We start from the raw sequence: 14,532 nt of genomic DNA on the forward strand, positions 1-14,532 counted from the left end.
CCATCAGGCGGTCGCCCCGGCCTGGTTCACTGTGGCCTGGTTCGCTGCGGCGGCGGCGCGTTCCCAGCCCTGCGCGGCGACCTGCACGGCGTCCCACGGGGACCCGAGCGGCGGCGTGTAGCTGAGGTCAAGATCGATGACGTCGTCCACGGTGAGTTCCGCGTGGAGGGCGGTGGCGAACGTGTCGATGCGCTTGCTGATCTCCGCGGTGCGCTGACCGACGATCTGCGCACCGAGAAGCCGACCGGTGGCCTGGTCGCCGGTGACGCTGATCGTCAGCGGGACGGCGCCCGGGTAGTACCGCTTGTGGTCATCCGCGACCGTCACCCGCGTCAGCGGCGACACGTCCAGATGGCCGGTCTCGTGCTGGCGGAGGCCGGTGCGGGCGGCGACGAGGTCGAACACCTTCACCACCTGCGTCCCCACCGAACCGGCGAACGTCTTCGAGCCGCCGAGCATGTTTTCCGCAGCGACGCGACCCTGCTTGTGCGCTGTCGTCCCGAGCGGCAACCACGTGGTGCCGAGGAGGCGGTGGTGCGTCACGACGCAGTCGCCGGCCGCCCACACGTGCGGCACCCCGGTCCGCATGCTGGCGTCGACGACAATCGCTCCGCCCTGCCCCAGCCGCGCACCCGCGGCGACCGCGAGGTCCGTGACGGGACGGACCCCGACACAGACCACGACGAGCGCGAACGTGCCCTCCGCGTCACCGGAGGTGGAGCTGGTGGCGACACGCCACTGCCCATTGCCGCCCGGGGTGATGCCCGTGACGGTGGCACCGGTGAGGACCGTCGCGCCGTGGCGGCGCACCTCGGCGGTCACGAGAGACCCGAGCTCCGAGTCGAGGGTGGAGAGCACTTCCGCGCTGCGCTGGATGAGCGTCGTGTCGAACCCGCGCGCGACGAGGCCCTCGGTCATCTCCAGGCCGATGTAGCCGGCGCCGACGACCGCGACGCGGCTGCCCGCGGGCAAGAGCTCGAGGGCGTCGACGACCTGCTCGGCGTCGGTCATCGAGTGCAGCAGATGGATGCGCTGCTCCCCGAACGGCACCCCCGCGGGGCGCACCGGCTCAGCACCGGTCGCGATCAGCAGCTCGTCGTATGAGATCTCCTCCTCGCCGGCGGGACCGGTGACGGTCAGAAAGCGGCGGTCGACGTCGACGGCCGAGGCCCAGGTCGAGGAGCGGACCGCCATGCCAGCGGCTTCAAGGTCAGCACGGGTGCGGTGCGCGAGGGACGCTTCCGTGGCGACGTCACCGGACACCCAGTACGGGATGCCGCAGATGGAGAAGTTCGGGAACTCGTCCGCGAGCACCACCGTCACATCGGTGGTCGGGTCGAGTTCACGGGCACGGAGCGCCGCGGCAATGCCGGCGTCGCTGCCACCGACGGCGAGGAGATGAGTCATCAGGCTGGTCCTTCACGGATCGAGCGGGAGCCGAAACCCGGCGCGTACATCGAAGCACGTCAATATCGATGAATGCAAATATAGACGCGTGTCGAAGTGCGTGGGAGGATGAGCCCATGACGATCGAGCTGCTTCCCATCCAGGACGTCACCGCGTGCTGCTCGCCCGTGACGACGGAGGCGATGGATCAGGCGTCCGCAGAGGTCCTCGCGAAGTCGCTCAAGGCGATCGCGGACCCGGCGCGGCTCCGGCTGATCTCGATGGTCGCCGCGCACGACGGCGCCGAGGCGTGCGTGTGCGACCTGCAGGAACCGCTTGGCCTGTCGCAGCCGACCGTCTCGCACCACCTCAAGGTGCTCGTCGACGCCGGAATCCTGCACCGCGAGAAGCGTGGCACGTGGGCGTACTTCTCCCTCGTCCCCGGCGCCCTCGACACCCTCGCCGGCCTCATCACCGTGCCGGCAAAGTAGGCCGAACCCGCGTAGCCGCGGATCTCCTCAGTGGTGGCCGTGAACGACGGCGTGACCGCGCCCGCGGCTGATCATCCATCGATTGACGGGGGTGGTGACGATGAATGCAACCAGGAGCGAGAACGCGAGGGAGCTCCAGAACAGCCAGTCGCTTAGCTGCGCGTCCATGGCGCCGGGGACAGCGACGATGACTGTGTTGTCGATGATCTCCATGATGGCGATCGACACGGTGTCGGCGGCGAGAGCGACTTTGAACGCGGCGGAGAACGTCAGTCCGGATCGGATGACGCCGCCCATCGTGAGGGCGTAGCCGAAGATGAACGCGAGCACGATCGACAGGATGATCGTCCCGGTGTTGTGCAGGCCGGTGGCGGTGCCGATGACCATGCCGAGCACTTCGCCGATCGCGCACCCGGTGAGGCAGTGCAGCGTCGCTTGCGCAGCCATCGACCAGGTCGTCGCCCCGTGACTGCCCTTTTGTTCGGCCATCTTGTGGTCCTCGTGCGCGTTCATGGTGCTCCTCGTCGGTCGCTGTCAACGTCTCGTTCTGGTACCCCCAGGGGGTACCCTAGACGTCTAACGCCGATTCCTGTGATGTGTTCCCAAGCTGATCCGTGTGGCCGTGAATCCGCTCCGCCGGTTGCTTCCGCTTGAGCTGCTGCCGCACCATGGATTCCGCACCCCTGACCCGTCGGACTCACGAAAGCCGCATGTTCCTCACCGCCAATGCTCCGCGTCGTCGCCTGCTGCTGCAGGTCATGGCGACGTTGGCGTTGCTGCTGTTGATCGGATTCACGGTGCTGATGCACAGCATGCTCGGCCACACCACCGGCTCCGAGCACGCGATGACCACGGCGTCGAGCGCCATGAGTGCGGAGCACGGCCACAGCGCTCCCACCGGCCACGCTGAGCACGCCGCTGTACCGGCAGGCACCGTGATGACGGGGTTGAGCGACGCCGGGTGTGACGGCGGGCTGTGTTCGCTGATGTGTTCGCTGATGGGGATGGCGTGCGCGCTGACAATCGCCCTGTTCGCGTGGGCGCTGCTGCGCGCCCGGAACGGCGGGGTCCTCTACGTCCTGGCGCGGCTACTCGCGCTGGTTGACCGGGTGGCGCGCCGCGTCGCGACAGCGAAACCGCCGTCATTGACGGCGTTGCAGGTCATTCGCATCTGATTCCTTCCCGCGGGATACACCCACCTCGGGAGGCTCCCGCATGCCCGGAAACCCCGGGTAGGCACACGCCTGCCCGGATCACCTGACGCATCCACGGGAACGGAAACTTCTCATGCACACCACCACGCGTGCCCTCGTGGTCGCCTCCGCATTCACCATCGGCCTCACCCTCGCCGGCTGCTCGACCAACAGCACCGGATCTTCCGACAACTCGTCCTCGTCGTCGACATCGGCGGCGTCGAAGCGCAACGACCAGGACGTGATGTTCACGCAGGAGATGCGCGCGCACCACCAGCAGGCGATCGAGATGAGCGACATGCTCCTGGAGAAGGGCTCCGACGTTGACGCCGACGTCGTCACCCTCGCCAAGCATATTAAGGCCGAGCAGACGCCGGAGATCAAGACCATGACCGGCTGGCTGAAGACCTGGGGTGAACCCACCGATACCTCGACCATGTCCGGGATGGATCACTCCGCGACGTCGGGCGGCATGATGTCCGACCCCGACATGGAGGCCCTCGACAAGGCGTCCGCTGCGGACGCGGGAAAGCTCTACCTCGAGCAGATGGTCGAGCACCACACCAGCGCCGTCGACATGGCGGGAGCCGAAATCGACAAGGGCAAAAACACCGGCGCGGTCGCCCTGGCGAAGTCGATCGTGTCGAGCCAGACCGAGCAGATCACCCAGATGAAGGACATACATCGCGTCGATGTGAGACCGGCGCGGGTCGCGGCGGTGCCTCCCTCACTGCCGCGGCCCGCGACCGATCCCACCTTCTTCTCTCACGCGACTGCGATCGAGCCCCTTTGTGGAGAATGTGCATGCCCCGCACCGACCCTAGACGCTCACCCCGTCCGGGCGGACCTTCGCCGTCAACCCAGTCGGCTTCGGCCGAGCACTCCTGCACCGCCAAGTCATGCCCGGCGGCAGCAACCCCGTCGATCCATCAGACGCCGGGTTTCCCCCTGACCGCCTGTCAGTCCTTGAGCCACGCGGCGACTACGAAAACAGAGCAAATCACCAATGAGAATGGAGTCGAACGTGACCGACTCAATGACACGCCGCCCCGAGGCTGACGAGCGGACGGCCAGCTGATGGCATCCAAGAGCGAGCGCCGCGAGAGCGCGCGGCAGAAGGCAGCGGATCGCGCCGCAAACCAGCGAAGCGATCAGCGCCGTCGGCGGGTGCTGCTCGGCGCGGCCATCACTGTGACGCTTGCCGTCGGCGCAACGATCGGCGGGTTCGCCATCGCCGGGCAGAATCACGCTGATGCGTCGCGCGCAAACCAGGTGACAGGGAAGGAGGTCACGACCGCACCACCGTGGGCTGCGCCAACAGATCCGTCTGCTCGAGCACGTGCCGCCGGGTTGGAGGTGGCCGGCATGGAAGGCACAGCACTCCACACGCACCAGCATCTTTCCATCACCATCGACGGTGTGCCCGTGACCGTGCCAGCAAACATCGGCGTTGACACGCAAAGCGGAGGGATGTCTGCGCTCCACACGCATGACACTGCGGGCATCATCCACGTGGAATCAGCAAAGGCTGAGTCCTTCGTCCTCGGGCAGCTCTTCACCGAATGGGGCGTTGCGCTCGAGGACCGTCAGGTGGGTGGCTACGTCAACGGACGGGACGGCACCGTGGTTAGAGTGTTCGTGAATAATGAGCAGACGTCGACCCCGCTTCCGAAGCTCCGACTCGAGGACCGGGACGACATTGCGATCGTCATAACCACTGACGGAGCGACTCCAACTGCGCCGGCCCCCTTCGACTGGGCTGCTGCAGAGTAAGGCCCCTCTCGTCTTGGTAGGCGGTCGGCTACCAAGACGGGAGAACTTCGCCGCAAACGTCCGTCAGTGTGAGCGCAGTTGTTCGGCTCCTTGCCGTCGAAGCGGAGGTCAGTCACGAAGTTCGTCGCGGACGAGCGCAGAGAGCGTTCCAACACCGTCGATGGCTCCGAGTATTCGGGCGGCGACGCGGCCCTTCGTGTCGAGGACGATGGTGGTGGGAACGGCGTTGGGTGCCACCTGCCCGGAGAGCGCGAGCTGCATCCGGCCCTCGTTCGCATCAATGATGGACGGATAGCTGACCTTGAAGCGCCGTTCGAAAGCTTCCGCGGTGGAGCGCTGGTCGCGGACGTTGACGCCAATGAACTGCACGTCTTGGTTTTGGAAACGTTCGTTGACGGCGTTGAGGTGCTTCGCTTCGGCGCGGCATGGTGGGCAGCTGGCGTACCAGAAGTTGATGACGACGACGGTGCCGGCAAGAGCGTCGGAGTTGAAGCGGGTGCCGTCGCTGGCGGTCGCATCGAAGCTGATGGGGTCGGTCCGGCCGGCGGGCGGTACCTGGGTGACAGCGCCGTCGCCGGAGACGTAGTTCTGGGTTGTGCCGGACTTGTACTGTCCAGAAAGGCCGTCGTTGCTGCTGTCCGAACAGCCCGTGACGGCCAGCGCGACCAGGAGAGCGGCTGCGCTGGCCAGCGTGCCCCGGTAGCGGTTCGAGCGGGGACGGTGCGCCTGTCCGATGCGATTCGCCATCAGCCATCCTGCCGCTCGAGCGCAGTGGTGAGGGCTTGTTCGAGGTCGTCGTAGGTGCTGAGTTGCACGAGCTCGCCGTCAACAAAGAACGAAGGGGTGCTCTGCAGCCCGCGGGCGGCACCGTCAGTGACATCTCGTTGAATGCGGTCGCGGACGCTCTTGCTGGCGACGTCGCGGTCGTACTGGTCCAGGTCGAGGCGGAGGTCTTCGGCGTACCCGCGGAACCGGTCGGCTTGGGAGTCGGTTCCACGTTCACCCCACTCGGCTTGTGTGGTGAACATGCGCTGATACATGGGTTCGAGCCGGTCTTGCCGGGCAGCGGCTTCGACCGCGTTGGCGGCGTTGCGGGCGTTGCCATGGCCCGGGAGAGGGAAGTAGCGGAACGCGAAGGTCACTTCGCCGGCGTAGTCCTTCCGGAGCTGTTCGACGTAGGGGTAGAACGCGCCGCACGCTTCGCATTCGAAGTCCAGGAACTCGACGACGGTGACGCCGCTGGTGCCGGGCGTTCCGAGGATGTGAGTGTCGTCACGGACGAGCGGCGCGGCAGGCGCCGTGGTCGTGTCCCCGGCGGTCGGGGTGGCGGCGTTGGGTGTGCTGACGCGGATGATGACGGCGATCACGACGATGAGGACGACGAGGCCGGCGATGATGCCGGAGGTCATACCGATACGGGCACTACGTGTCATGGCGGGCTCCTAGGGTTTAGACGCCGCGGGCGTTGAGGAACGGTGTGGGCGAGATGGCGGCACCGTTTTGGCGGATCTCGAAGTGGAGGTGGCAGCCGGTGGAGAGGCCGGCGTTGCCGACGGCGGCGATGTTCTGCCCGGCGCTGATGCGTTGGCCGGCGCGGACGAGGATCCCTCCGGCGAACATGTGGGCGTAGTTGCTGGTGACGCCGTTGCCGTGGTCGATGGTGATGAGGTTCCCGTATCCGCCGTAGGGGCCGGCGTAGGTGACGGTGCCGGCGGATGCGGCGTAGAGGCCGGTGCCACACGGGGCGCCGAAGTCGTCGCCGGCGTGCATGCGGTAGTAGCCGAGCACGGGGTGCAGGCGGTTCCCGTACGACTGGTACGACCCGTATGAGGTGATCGGCATCGTCCACCCGGACGTCGACACTGCCCCCGGATTCGCGGCCGGCTGCGGGCGTGCTTGCGCGGCACGGGCGGCGGTGGCCGCTGCCGCGGCACGGGCCGCCGCAGCGCGTCGACGTTCCGCTTCCGTGTACGCCGCCTCGGTGCTGAGGGTCCGGTTACGGAGGACAGCGAGCTGATCGGTGAGTTCACGCTTCCGGGTGCGCTGCGTCGCTTCCGCGGCCGCCGCCTGGTCCGCAGCGGTGGTCGCCGTTTGGAAGGTCGCTGCAGCGTCGTCGCGGAGCCGGTCGCGGGCCATTCGTGCGGCGGCGGCTTGCCGTCCGAGCGCGGTCGCAGTGCCGGCACGGGTGGCAGCGTCCTCGAGGGCGGCGTTCATCGTGTCGGTGACTTTCGCCGCGGTGCCGAGCCGTTCGAGGAGGTTTCCGGTGTCGGTCCCGACACTGACGGACAGGTCACGTCCGGCGGAACGGGATAGGTAGCCCGACCAGGACGCGATCTGCTCTTCTGCGCCGGCGGCGTCTTCGCGGGCGCGGGCGGCCTGCTCGGTGAGCTTGTCGTAGCGGCCGGCAGCCTCATCGGCAGCGTCTTGGGCTTCCTGCAGCTCCTTGCCGCGCGCTTTGGCCGCTGCAGCCGCGGTAGCGGTCTCATCCTCGAGCGTGGCGATGAGTGCGGTCAGTTCGGCAGCTTTAGCCGTCGCGGCTGCTTCGTCGCCGCGGGCTGCGAGCACGTCGGCCCAGGTCGGTGCCGGTGCTGCGGCGGCAGTGGGTGCGGGAAGAACAGCGCCCACGATGGCGGCGGCGGTCACCGCGGCAATGATGCTGCGGCGGATCATTCGGTGCTCTTCGGTCGGCGTCGGGTGATGAGCAGCACGGCGATGATCGCGAGGATCAGCACCGCGGTCAGGCCTGCGAGTACCCACACCGCGGGCCCGGTGTCGCGCGCACTGTCTGCAGCGGCCGCAGGCGTGGCGGACGGTTCCGTGGCGGATGCCGGCTCCGGGGCAGCTGATGCCGTCGGCGTGCTGGTGGGGGTGCTGGTTGGAACGGTGGATGTTCCGATGGAAGTGAACTGGTAGGTGCCGGAAATGGGGTGACCGTCGACGGAGACGCTGCGCCAGCCGAGGTTGTACGTGCCGGGCTTGGTGAGGTCGACGGGTTTCGTCAGGGTGCTGCCATCCACACGGACCGTGCCGGTGGAGGTTTCAGCACCATCGGGCCCGGTGACTTGAATGATCAGGCCCGATTCCAGACCGGCGAGTGGGGCTTCGGAGAACGTCAGGGTGACCTGGTCGAGATCGCCGGAAACGGTGCCGTTCACGGCCGGTGTCGCCGAGGCGAGCGCGTCGTGCGCAGCAGCCGGGGCGGCAGGTACGAGCAGCGCCGTGGCAAGAGCGATCGGGAGGAGGGTGAGGGCGCGCAGACGCACGGGAAAGCCTTTCGTCATGACATCGCGGCGGCGTTGGCGCGCAGCCAGGCAGCGGGGTCGATTGGGGTGGTGCCGTTGGCGTGGACCTCGAAGTGCAGATGGGCGCCCGTGCTGCGGCCGGAGGAACCGACCAGGCCCACCAGATCCCCGGCGGTGACTGGCTGACCGGCGGACAGCGGTGAGGAACCGATGACCATGTGTGCGTACAGGGTCGAGACCAGTCGGCCGTTGACGCGGTGGTCGATGACGGCGTACTGGCCGAACTCCGAGTGCCGGCCGGCGATCCGGACGACGCCATCTGCGACGACCTGGATCGGAGTGCCGGCGCCGGGCACGAGGTCGAGCCCCTGGTGGTTCGTTGAGCAGGTGGCGCACGGCGCCAGCCGGTAGCCGAAGCCCGAGCTCAACGGCGCGCCACCGGGGAACGGCCACTGCACCGCCCCTGGCTTCGACGCCCCCGGAGCCGGCGCCGAGCCTTGCTGCGCCACCGCCGCCGCGGCGCGGGTGGTGACCGTGAAGCCGTCTCGCTGCAGGGTCGGGTCGAGCGCCGATGCTGCGACGGTGAGGCTCTGGCCGTTCAGGGCCGGTGCGACCACAGCCTCCGGCGTAGCTGCTGCAGCGGTGTGCGCCGGGAGCGCCGCGGATGCGAAGAGCACCATCACAGCGGCAGCGCCGGTCGATGCCACCACGGAAGGCGCCGCCCGTCGGCGACGGGTTCGGTCTGCGCGGTTCGGTGAGGTGCTGCGCGCGGGTCGACGTAGGCCGCGGGCTGCGGCGCGTTCGGCGTCGAGGGCGGCGCGGCGAGTGAGGTGAGTGGGCAGGAAAGGGGTGCGGATGGTGGTGGTCACGGTTCCGATCAAGCGATTCCGGGGCGAGTGCGGGCAGGGCACGGCTGACGACCCCGATGATCGGGGTCGCCCGGAAGACTGATCAGATGCGGGCGATGGCGAGCCCGGTCAGCGATACCGCAGACCACCGCTCAAACGTCCGCGGCGGTCGCACACGGGCGAGGACCCGGGACAGGGCGAACAACGGCCTCTGGCGCTGCCCGATGCGGCTTGCGAGGGCGAGGGTGATCGCCGTCGTGATGACGAGAGCGACGAGCCCAAGTAGGGCGCAGAAGATGCCGCCGACACCGTCGTGGGCATCGATGTGCACCGTCGGCGGTTCCACGTGCCCGACGTTCGCGGTGCTGGCCGTTGCTGCGGTGAGGGTCGTGACGGCGGTGTCAGTGTGAGCTGCGTTGTTCTGCAGGGTGACGGCGCCGAGTAGCAGCAGGACGGCAGCGACGACCGCGGTGACTGCGCGCAGCAGCCGGAGCGAGAGGTCACGAAGTGTCGTCATGGGAGTGGTGGCCATACCAATAGGCCGCATCCATTGTCACTGATGCTGTCAAGCTGCACAGTTCAGGCGTGCGGGGTGTGTTCGTGGTCCCGGTGGGTGGCGGGTTCGAGTTGGAAGGTGGAGTGCTCGACGCTGACGTCGAAGTGCTCCGCGACACACGCCTGCAGCTGGTCGAGGATCTCCGGGGCGTGGCCGTCGCGGAAGCAGTCACGGGTGATGGTGACGTGGGCGGTGAGGATGGGCAGCCCAGATGCGATCTGGGAAGCGTGCAGATCGTGTACCGCTTCGACGTGTTCGAGCGCCTCGAGGTGGGCGCGGACGTCGTCGAGGTCAAGACCGGCAGGGGTGGTTTCCAGCAGCACGTTGACTGCGTCCCGCAGCAGCACGAACGCGCGCGGCAGGATTAGCACGCCGATGAGGATCGCGGCGATCGCGTCGGCGCCGCCCCAGCCGGTGATGGCGATGACGATCGCGGCGATGATGACCCCGACCGAGCCGAGAGCGTCGTTGACGACCTCGAGGAACGCGGCCCGCAGGTTCAGGTTCGCTCCGCGCCCGGAGGCGAGGACGAGGATCGACACGAGGTTCCCGGCGAGGCCGATCACGCCGAAGATCAGCAGTCCCGCGGACGGGATCTCCGGCGGTGTGACCAGACGCTGGATGCCCTCGACGAGGACGAATAGGCCCACCGCGAGCAGGACCGCGGCCTGCGCGGTCGCGGCGAGGACTTCCGCTCGCGCGTATCCCCAGGTGCGGCGTGAGGTGGCGGGCCGCATCGCGAGGGTCGTGGCGAGGAGCGCGACACCGAGCCCGCCGGCGTCGGTGAGCATGTGGCCGGCGTCGACCAGCAGTGCCAGGGACCCCGTCCAGATCGCTCCGATCACTTCGGCGACGAGGACGGTGCTGGTGATTGCGAACGCGATCGCAAGCCGTTTCCGGTTGATGGTGCTGCCGTGAGCGTGAGCGTGAGCGTGGTCGTGTGTCATCCGATTCTCCGTCGGTTAGGCGGTGTCAGCAGCAGTGGTCGTGGTCGTCGTGGTTTTCGCGTTCCCCGGTGAGCACTGAGGCAGGAACGGCGCAGGCTTCACCGCGCCACGCTTCGAGGCCCTCGCGGACCGCGAAGACGACGATCACAAGTCCGGCGACTGCGTCTGCCCACGCCCACCCGAAGAGGGTGTTGAGCAGCAGTCCGATCAGGACTGCGGCGGAGAGGTAGGAGCAGATCAGCGTCTGCTTCGAGTCCGCGACGGCGGACGCGGACCCGATCTCCTTGCCGGTGCGGCGCTCGAACAGGCTCAGCCCGGGCATCACCAGTAGCGAGACTGCGGTCAGGATGATGCCGACGGTGGAGTGCTCTGGGGAGCGGACACCGGTCAAACTCAGGATCGCGTCGATGCTGACGTAGAGCGCGAGTCCGAAGAAGGACACCGCGATCACCTTCAGTGCGACCCGTTCTCGTGCCTCCGGATCTGGGCCGGCGAACTGCCACGCGACGGCTGCGGCGGAGAGCACCTCGACGATCGAATCGAGACCGAAGCCGATCAGCGCGGTCGACGAGGAAACTGTGCCGGCGGCGATCGCGATGATCGCTTCGATGACGTTGTAGGTGATCGTCGCAGCGACGATCCACCGGATGCGCCGCTGCAGGATCCGCTTCCGGTCCGGCTGCAGCGTCCCGACGGCGTTCGTGGCGGTCATGCGGAGACCTCGCAGCTCATCTCGACTTCGCAGTCGTCTTCAACACAGTCGGCACCGTCATCGACGGCGAGGACGACGTCGAGCAGGGCGTGCAAGGCTGCCCCGATGTTCGGGTCAGCGATCTCGTAGCGGGTCGAGCGCCCCTCCGGGACCGCGACGACGATTCCGCACCCACGCAGACACGTCAGATGATTCGACACGTTCGACCGCGTCAGGCCGAGCGTTTCTGCGAGGCGTCCCGGGTATCCGGGGCCACTGAGGAGTTCGAGCAGGATGCGGGATCGAGTTCGATCGGTCATCGCCCGGCCGAGGCGGTTCATGACGTCGACGCGCGAAGCACTGGTCAGCATGCAATGACAATACAGCAGGCACTGACCTGTTGAGGGGGTTGTTTAGAGGAGGGTGACGTACTGCCCGATCTGCGCTCCGATGGTGTACATCAGCGAGGACCAGAGGCCCGTGACCATGAGGACGCCGATCAGGATCAGTACCCCGCCACCGATCAGGTTCACCGTGCGCATGTGTCGCTTGATCCGGGTGACTGCGGTTGTGGCCCAGCTTGCGCCGAGGGCGAGGAACAGGAACGGGATCCCGAGTCCGAGGCAGTAGGCGATGCCGAGGAGGACGCCGTTCCACGTGCTCGCCGCCTGCAGGCTCAGCAGATTGATTGCGGTGAGTGTGGGGCCAAGGCATGGAGTCCACCCGAGCCCGAACACGATGCCGAGAAGGGGTGCGCCGGCGATGCCGGTGGCGGGTTTCCAGCGTGGTTTCAGGGTGCGCTGCAGGACGCCGAAACGGCCGATGAATACGAGCCCCATGATGATCACGAAGCCGCCGAGAATCTGGGTTAGGAGGTCGCGCCAGCGGATCAGCCAGAAGCCGAGCGCGCCGAATGCTGCGGCATAGGCGACGAAGATGACGGTGAAGCCAAGGATGAACAGGAGCACCCCGAGGATGAGTGTGCTGCGGCGGCGTTGCTCGGCGACACCGCCGATGAAGCCGAGGTATCCAGGGACGAGTGGGAGTACGCACGGCGACAGGAAGGACGCCAGGCCGGCGAGGAGCGCCACCGGGACGGCGACGAGCAGCTGCCCGCTGAGGATCGCTTCCGCGAAAGGGTTCCCGCTCACGCCGCCCCGTCCCTAGATGTGGGCTCATCGAAGTGTGGGTTCGGCAGGAGGAACCGAAGGGCGAATCCGGCGATGCCGAGGGTGGCGAAGATGTCGGCGACGTTGAAGATCGCGAACCAGTCGACATTGATGAAGTCGACGACTTCACCGGTGAGCGGACCGTTCTCGGCGCGGGTGACTCGGTCCCAGAGGTTGCCAGCTGCCCCGCCGACGGCGACGCTCATCAGCCCTGTTGCGATCATGTCGGCTCCGCGAACCGCGCGGACGACTGCCCATGTCGTCAGGCACAGCGTAAGCACGATGATGCCGACCGCGAGCGGCGGACCCATGTTCCGTCCGAGGCTGAAAGCGACGCCCGGGTTGAAGACGAGCTGGAAGGTCATACCCGGCGCCAGCTCGATCACTCGCGACGGACCGAGCCCAGTGAGCGCCCACGCCTTCGAGAGCTGGTCGATGGTGAGCGCGGCGGCGGCGATCAGCAGCACCACAGCGACACGGCTGGTCGCTCTCATGACAGGACGTCGATGAGGCGCGCGATCACGCCGGATTCGATGAGGATGTAGAGGCCCAGGCCGATGAAGACGGCCGGCACGAGCCAGTGCTCGATCTTCTCGAGGGCTTCCGTGACGGTCTTGTTCGTGCCAACGAAGCGAGCGACGAGACACCACACCGCAACGAGGACGAGGAACACCGCGATCGTGACCACCGTGTCGGGGATCGGTGCTGTGCGGAATACGGGCGTGTACAGGGAGATGTTGTCGGCGCCGTTGGCGATGGTGATGCCGGCGACCCCGAGAAGCCCGGCCGCGCGCACCGCCGCGTCATCGTCGTCGTCATCTTCGCCACGTCGGCGCGGTGCACGGATCAACCCGACCAGGCCGATCCCGAGGGGAATGAGTCCGAGGAAGCCGACCCACTGATCGGGAACGATGGTGAGTCCAGCGGCAGCGAGGACGCTGATCGCGACGAGCGCAATGAAGCCGGCGTACTGGCCAATGACAACTTTCCACCCCGGCAGCGTGCCGCGCGTTGACGCGAGGAACAGCACCGTCAGGACCACGATGTCATCGATGTTGGTGGCAGCAAAGAGGCCTACCGCTCCTGCGATGGTGCCGATCATCGGGCATCGCGCCCGTAGGTCGAGCACAGGTCAACCTTGTGTCCGGTCGCTTCGAGCAGCAGCTCGGCAGTTTCGAGAACGTCGATGACCTCGGGGGTGCTCACCGAGTAGAAGTTCTGCCGTCCGTCTGCACGGGCAACAATGAGCCCGCAGTCCCGAAGGCACGCAACGTGCTCTGAAACTGTCGACTGGGCCAGGCCTAGCTCGTCCGTGAGATCCCGCACGCGCGCCTCGCTTCGGCTGAGTCGGCGCAGGATGATCAAGCGGTTCGGCTCAGCGAGCGAGTGGAATAGGGAGACGGCGGCGGTCATGTCTGCGGTCATCGGCATCGGCATCGGCCGATCATATCGGAAACCACCGATCATGGAGACCCGTTCTCGATCTCGTGCCAGAAACCTCCGATTCCGCTACAACCGAGCGAGGTCGCGGTCACACATCCGTCACGGCGGCGTTTCTTGTAGCGAAACCCAGTCCCAGAATCTACGTCCCGCTACTACCCCGACTGGTCGAGTTTCGCTACGTTCTCTTCATGGGTCACCTTCTCGGGTACGCGCGCGTGTCCACCACCGACCAGGACGCGTCGCTGCAGATCGACGCGCTCAACGCCGCCGGCTGCTACCGCGTGTTCGTCGACACCATGTCCGGGTCACTCCAGCACCGGCCCGAGCTCGACAAGTCCTCGACCAGCTCCGCCCCGGGGACACCCTCGTCGTCTGGCGACTCGACCGGCTCGGCCGGTCCATCCGACACCTCATCGACCAGCTGCACGCTCTCGCCGAGCGCGGGATCGGGTTCCGGTCGCTGCAGGAGACCATCGACACCACCTCGCCCGGTGGACGGCTGGTGTTCCACGTCTTCGCCGCGCTGGCGGAGTTCGAACGGGACCTCATCAAGGAACGCACCAACGCCGGTCTCGCCGCCGCCCGTGCTCGAGGTCGCACCGGGGGGCGGCCGTCCCGGCTCTCCGCAGACCAGGTGCGCACCGCGCGCCGGCTGTACGAGCAGCAGGACATGACCGTCGCGCAGATTGGTGATGTCCTCGGCGTCAGCCGCACCACCATCTACCGGGTCATCGCCCGCCATACTGAACCGGTCGCCGCTCGGCGTCCGAAGCCCTCGCCGACGATGTAGCCA

General features: G+C 67.3%; 19 protein-coding genes and 1 pseudogene. 5 read left to right on the forward strand and 15 right to left on the reverse strand.

Features of this window, described 5'->3' with window-relative positions; translation table 11 throughout:
* Positions 1–3: 3 nt before the first annotated feature.
* Positions 4–1,407: an FAD-dependent oxidoreductase gene (locus DEJ13_RS07775; protein ID WP_111108201.1), complete on the reverse strand. Its 1,404-nt coding sequence runs from the start codon at positions 1,405–1,407 to the stop codon at positions 4–6.
* A gap of 116 nt (positions 1,408–1,523) precedes the next feature.
* Here DEJ13_RS07775 and DEJ13_RS07780 point away from each other — a divergent pair, with 116 nt between their 5' ends.
* A complete protein-coding gene (locus DEJ13_RS07780; protein WP_111022529.1) occupies positions 1,524–1,877 on the forward strand; it encodes an ArsR/SmtB family transcription factor in 354 nt (117 codons plus the stop codon).
* Between the two features lie 27 nt (positions 1,878–1,904).
* Here the strand turns inward: DEJ13_RS07780 and DEJ13_RS07785 are convergent, their stop codons facing one another.
* Positions 1,905–2,390, reverse strand: coding sequence for a DUF4396 domain-containing protein (locus DEJ13_RS07785; RefSeq protein ID WP_220037622.1), 486 nt, complete (start codon positions 2,388–2,390; stop codon positions 1,905–1,907).
* Positions 2,391–2,587: 197 nt separating this feature from the next.
* On the opposite strand from DEJ13_RS07785, the gene DEJ13_RS07790 reads away from it, so the two are divergent.
* The 3 genes from DEJ13_RS07790 (at position 2,588) to DEJ13_RS07800 (ending at position 4,843) form a co-directional block, all read left to right on the forward strand.
* Positions 2,588–3,052: a hypothetical protein gene (locus tag DEJ13_RS07790; protein WP_055950158.1), complete on the forward strand. Its 465-nt coding sequence runs from the start codon at positions 2,588–2,590 to the stop codon at positions 3,050–3,052.
* A 112-nt stretch (positions 3,053–3,164) separates the two neighbouring features.
* Positions 3,165–4,022 (forward strand): DUF305 domain-containing protein, encoded by an 858-nt coding sequence (locus DEJ13_RS07795; RefSeq protein ID WP_111108200.1) that lies wholly within the window; start codon positions 3,165–3,167, stop codon positions 4,020–4,022.
* A 125-nt stretch (positions 4,023–4,147) separates the two neighbouring features.
* Positions 4,148–4,843, forward strand: a complete 696-nt coding sequence (locus tag DEJ13_RS07800) for a hypothetical protein (protein ID WP_146245334.1) — start codon at positions 4,148–4,150, stop codon at positions 4,841–4,843.
* A 108-nt stretch (positions 4,844–4,951) separates the two neighbouring features.
* On the opposite strand, the gene DEJ13_RS07805 is transcribed toward DEJ13_RS07800, so the two are convergent.
* The 13 genes from DEJ13_RS07805 to DEJ13_RS07865 all read right to left on the reverse strand — a co-directional run bounded on the left by DEJ13_RS07805 (position 4,952) and on the right by DEJ13_RS07865 (position 13,733).
* Positions 4,952–5,590, reverse strand: a complete 639-nt coding sequence (locus DEJ13_RS07805) for a TlpA family protein disulfide reductase (protein WP_055950167.1) — start codon at positions 5,588–5,590, stop codon at positions 4,952–4,954.
* Positions 5,590–6,276: a DsbA family protein gene (locus DEJ13_RS07810; protein WP_258374217.1), complete on the reverse strand. Its 687-nt coding sequence runs from the start codon at positions 6,274–6,276 to the stop codon at positions 5,590–5,592. Before DEJ13_RS07810 ends, DEJ13_RS07805 begins: the two co-directional genes overlap by 1 nt.
* A 16-nt stretch (positions 6,277–6,292) precedes the next feature.
* Complete coding sequence (locus tag DEJ13_RS07815) at positions 6,293–7,513, reverse strand: M23 family metallopeptidase (protein WP_111108198.1); 1,221 nt, start codon at positions 7,511–7,513, stop codon at positions 6,293–6,295.
* A complete protein-coding gene (locus DEJ13_RS07820; protein WP_181437154.1) occupies positions 7,510–8,106 on the reverse strand; it encodes a copper resistance CopC family protein in 597 nt (198 codons plus the stop codon). The genes DEJ13_RS07815 and DEJ13_RS07820 overlap by 4 nt, the downstream gene beginning before the upstream one ends.
* 14 nt (positions 8,107–8,120) lie before the next feature.
* The gene (locus DEJ13_RS07825) at positions 8,121–8,702 is read right to left on the reverse strand and encodes a M23 family metallopeptidase (RefSeq protein ID WP_146245333.1); all 582 of its coding nucleotides are present in this window, start codon (positions 8,700–8,702) and stop codon (positions 8,121–8,123) included.
* A 334-nt stretch (positions 8,703–9,036) separates the two neighbouring features.
* Complete coding sequence (locus DEJ13_RS07830) at positions 9,037–9,450, reverse strand: hypothetical protein (protein WP_055950183.1); 414 nt, start codon at positions 9,448–9,450, stop codon at positions 9,037–9,039.
* Between the two features lie 62 nt (positions 9,451–9,512).
* Entirely contained in the window at positions 9,513–10,436 is a 924-nt protein-coding gene (locus tag DEJ13_RS07835) for a cation diffusion facilitator family transporter (RefSeq protein ID WP_111108196.1), read from the reverse strand.
* 25 nt (positions 10,437–10,461) lie between these two features.
* Positions 10,462–11,148, reverse strand: a complete 687-nt coding sequence (locus DEJ13_RS07840) for a cation diffusion facilitator family transporter (RefSeq protein ID WP_111108195.1) — start codon at positions 11,146–11,148, stop codon at positions 10,462–10,464.
* Positions 11,145–11,498 carry a Cd(II)/Pb(II)-sensing metalloregulatory transcriptional regulator CmtR gene (gene cmtR, locus DEJ13_RS07845; RefSeq protein ID WP_055950191.1) on the reverse strand — a complete coding sequence of 118 codons (354 nt, stop codon included), beginning with the start codon at positions 11,496–11,498 and terminating at the stop codon, positions 11,145–11,147. Before cmtR ends, DEJ13_RS07840 begins: the two co-directional genes overlap by 4 nt.
* A 42-nt stretch (positions 11,499–11,540) precedes the next feature.
* Entirely contained in the window at positions 11,541–12,278 is a 738-nt protein-coding gene (locus tag DEJ13_RS07850) for a cytochrome c biogenesis CcdA family protein (RefSeq protein ID WP_055950195.1), read from the reverse strand.
* Positions 12,275–12,766, reverse strand: coding sequence for a signal peptidase II (locus DEJ13_RS07855; RefSeq protein WP_055950198.1), 492 nt, complete (start codon positions 12,764–12,766; stop codon positions 12,275–12,277). Before DEJ13_RS07855 ends, DEJ13_RS07850 begins: the two co-directional genes overlap by 4 nt.
* A gap of 20 nt (positions 12,767–12,786) precedes the next feature.
* Positions 12,787–13,398: a cadmium resistance transporter gene (locus DEJ13_RS07860; RefSeq protein WP_111108194.1), complete on the reverse strand. Its 612-nt coding sequence runs from the start codon at positions 13,396–13,398 to the stop codon at positions 12,787–12,789.
* On the reverse strand, positions 13,395–13,733 hold the full coding sequence (locus tag DEJ13_RS07865) for an ArsR/SmtB family transcription factor (RefSeq protein ID WP_200919308.1): 339 nt from the start codon (positions 13,731–13,733) through the stop codon (positions 13,395–13,397). Before DEJ13_RS07865 ends, DEJ13_RS07860 begins: the two co-directional genes overlap by 4 nt.
* A 194-nt stretch (positions 13,734–13,927) precedes the next feature.
* Here DEJ13_RS07865 and DEJ13_RS07870 point away from each other — a divergent pair.
* Positions 13,928–14,529: pseudogene (locus DEJ13_RS07870) on the forward strand (recombinase family protein).
* Positions 14,530–14,532 lie beyond the last annotated feature (3 nt).

Origin of the sequence: Curtobacterium sp. MCLR17_007 (assembly GCF_003234655.2) — a bacterium.
Taxonomy (GTDB): domain Bacteria; phylum Actinomycetota; class Actinomycetes; order Actinomycetales; family Microbacteriaceae; genus Curtobacterium.

Excerpts from the sequence above, each read along its gene's own strand:
- DEJ13_RS07775 (WP_111108201.1), bottom strand. The coding sequence starts at position 1,407 with ATGACTCATCTCCTCGCCGTCGGTGGCAGCGACGCCGGCATTGCCGCG.
- DEJ13_RS07780 (WP_111022529.1), top strand. The coding sequence starts at position 1,524 with ATGACGATCGAGCTGCTTCCCATCCAGGACGTCACCGCGTGCTGCTCG.
- DEJ13_RS07785 (WP_220037622.1), bottom strand. The coding sequence starts at position 2,390 with ATGAACGCGCACGAGGACCACAAGATGGCCGAACAAAAGGGCAGTCAC.
- DEJ13_RS07790 (WP_055950158.1), top strand. The coding sequence starts at position 2,588 with ATGTTCCTCACCGCCAATGCTCCGCGTCGTCGCCTGCTGCTGCAGGTC.
- DEJ13_RS07795 (WP_111108200.1), top strand. The coding sequence starts at position 3,165 with ATGCACACCACCACGCGTGCCCTCGTGGTCGCCTCCGCATTCACCATC.
- DEJ13_RS07800 (WP_146245334.1), top strand. The coding sequence starts at position 4,148 with ATGGCATCCAAGAGCGAGCGCCGCGAGAGCGCGCGGCAGAAGGCAGCG.
- DEJ13_RS07805 (WP_055950167.1), bottom strand. The coding sequence starts at position 5,590 with ATGGCGAATCGCATCGGACAGGCGCACCGTCCCCGCTCGAACCGCTAC.
- DEJ13_RS07810 (WP_258374217.1), bottom strand. The coding sequence starts at position 6,276 with ATGACACGTAGTGCCCGTATCGGTATGACCTCCGGCATCATCGCCGGC.
- DEJ13_RS07815 (WP_111108198.1), bottom strand. The coding sequence starts at position 7,513 with ATGATCCGCCGCAGCATCATTGCCGCGGTGACCGCCGCCGCCATCGTG.
- DEJ13_RS07830 (WP_055950183.1), bottom strand. The coding sequence starts at position 9,450 with ATGACGACACTTCGTGACCTCTCGCTCCGGCTGCTGCGCGCAGTCACC.
- DEJ13_RS07835 (WP_111108196.1), bottom strand. The coding sequence starts at position 10,436 with ATGACACACGACCACGCTCACGCTCACGCTCACGGCAGCACCATCAAC.
- DEJ13_RS07840 (WP_111108195.1), bottom strand. The coding sequence starts at position 11,148 with ATGACCGCCACGAACGCCGTCGGGACGCTGCAGCCGGACCGGAAGCGG.
- cmtR (WP_055950191.1), bottom strand. The coding sequence starts at position 11,498 with ATGCTGACCAGTGCTTCGCGCGTCGACGTCATGAACCGCCTCGGCCGG.
- DEJ13_RS07860 (WP_111108194.1), bottom strand. The coding sequence starts at position 13,398 with ATGATCGGCACCATCGCAGGAGCGGTAGGCCTCTTTGCTGCCACCAAC.
- DEJ13_RS07865 (WP_200919308.1), bottom strand. The coding sequence starts at position 13,733 with ATGCCGATGCCGATGACCGCAGACATGACCGCCGCCGTCTCCCTATTC.